Below are 1,417 nucleotides of genomic sequence, written 5' to 3' on the forward strand. Positions count from 1 at the left end.
CGCGTCCTGGTCCCGGCCGCGCGCCGGCGTGAACGGCGCCGACCCCGCGCCCTCCGTGACCGTCCCGCCGGCCACTCCCGATCCGGCCGCCTCCGGCTGGCGCCCCTGGCGTTTTCGCATGTCGAACGATGTGTGGGGCACCCCGTCCGTCGCCGACGACCTCGTCTACGTCACCTCCTTCGAGGTGCACGCCCTGGACGTGGCCACCGGCCGGCGCCGCTTCAAGACCCGTGACGTCGCCTGGTCGATGGCGGTCGCGGACGGCCGTATCCACGCCTCCGACGGCCCCACCCTCTTCGCGCTCGACGCCCGCGAGGGCGCGGACCTGTGGCGGCTGTCGACGGACGCCTGGGTGTACTCCCTGAAGGCCGACCGGGGCACGGTGGTCACCGCCACCCGCGGCGGCGGCGTACAGGGCTGGGAGGCGTCCAACGGGCACAAGCTCTGGGAGCTCACCGGCGCCCAGACCGACTTCGAGTCCCCCGAGGCCGGGCCGGTCGTGCAGGACGGCACGGTGTACATCTGGAAGGACGCCCGGCTGCGCGCGCTGGAGGCCCGTACGGGCGACGAGCGCTGGTCGTACCCCATCGGGGACGCGGCCTCCTGCGGCGGCGTTCCGGTACGGCTCACACCGGCCGCGGACGGCTATGTGTACGTCTCCGCCGGCAGCCGTGTCCTGGCCATCGACATCGCCGGCGGGCACGTCCGCTGGCACTTCGAGGCACCGGCCGTCTTCCTCTCCGCGCCCACGTTCGCGCCGGGACCGGCGGTCACGGGCGGCGGCGTCTATCTCGCCGACTACCTCGGCACGGTCTACGCCCTCGACGCCACGGACGGCCGCGACCGCTGGAGGATCGCGACGGAGTCCCGCTCCTCGCTGGAGCCGGTACTCGTCGCCGCGGGGCACGTCCATGTGGGCAGCGGCAAGGGCCTCTACACCCTCGACGCGGTCACGGGGACGCCGAAGTGGCGCTTCCAGGCGGGCGGCGAGATCGTCGGATCGCCGTCGGTCGCGGAGGGCCGTATCCACTTCGGCTCGACGGACCACCTCCTGTACACGCTGAAGGCCGACGACGGCCGACTCCGCTGGAAGCTCGCGACGGGCGGCGAGATCACCGGCTCGCCCGTCGTCAAGGAGGGCGTCGTGTACGCGTGCAGCAAGGACCGGTGCGTGTACGCACTGGACGCGGAGAAGGGGACGGGGACGGCGCGGACGTCGTAGGGCGCCCACGGGCGGGGCGCCCACGGGGTGGGGCGCGCGGCTCTGAGGCCGCGCGGGGCCGGTCACCCCGTACCGGGCTCCGGGGCTGTGGCCGTCTCGACCCCTTCCTCGCGCCCGTCCCGTCAGCTCCTCTTCCAAGTGCGCCGTCGCATACGGCCGTACGCTGTCCCGCCCCGCCCCGCCCCGCCCCGCCCC

The 1,417-nt window shown here is 74.5% G+C and carries 1 protein-coding gene; it reads left to right on the plus strand.

Features of this window, described 5'->3' with window-relative positions; all coding sequences use genetic code 11:
• A partial coding sequence (locus AWZ10_RS15005) for an outer membrane protein assembly factor BamB family protein (RefSeq protein ID WP_159058275.1) occupies positions 1 to 1,222 on the plus strand: 1,222 nt, incomplete at its 5' end.
• Positions 1,223 to 1,417 lie beyond the last annotated feature (195 nt).

The organism is Streptomyces europaeiscabiei, assembly GCF_001550375.1.
Taxonomy (GTDB): domain Bacteria; phylum Actinomycetota; class Actinomycetes; order Streptomycetales; family Streptomycetaceae; genus Streptomyces; species Streptomyces europaeiscabiei.